Genomic DNA, 282 nt, shown 5'->3' with positions numbered 1-282 from the left:
ATGGTGTCGAACCCGAACCAGTTCGGAGTAATGACAGTGCCCGCAGACTTGAATCCGCCGCTGCCGTTGCCAGGAAAAAGGTAGAGGTCCTTACTGACCGCGTGACGGGCGATGATGTCCGGCTTGGTGTCGCCATCCCAGTCAGCGTCTGGCGGAGTATGCCCGCTACCGATGATGTCGTAGCGACTCCAGTCGTTACTGAACGCGGTCCCGGTGCCAGGCTTGAATCCACCACTCCCGTTGCCCGAGAAAAGGTACAGATCCTTACTCACGGCGTGACGG

At 59.2% G+C, this 282-nt stretch carries 1 pseudogene; it reads right to left on the bottom strand.

The features are described 5' to 3' along the window. A pseudogene (locus tag ACZ6O5_RS15440) lies at positions 1–272 on the bottom strand (hypothetical protein); the annotation flags it as partial. Positions 273–282 lie beyond the last annotated feature (10 nt).

The sequence above is a fragment of the Micromonospora sp. NPDC049201 genome, from assembly GCF_055586805.1.
This window is presented reverse-complemented; position numbering and strand designations above follow the sequence as displayed.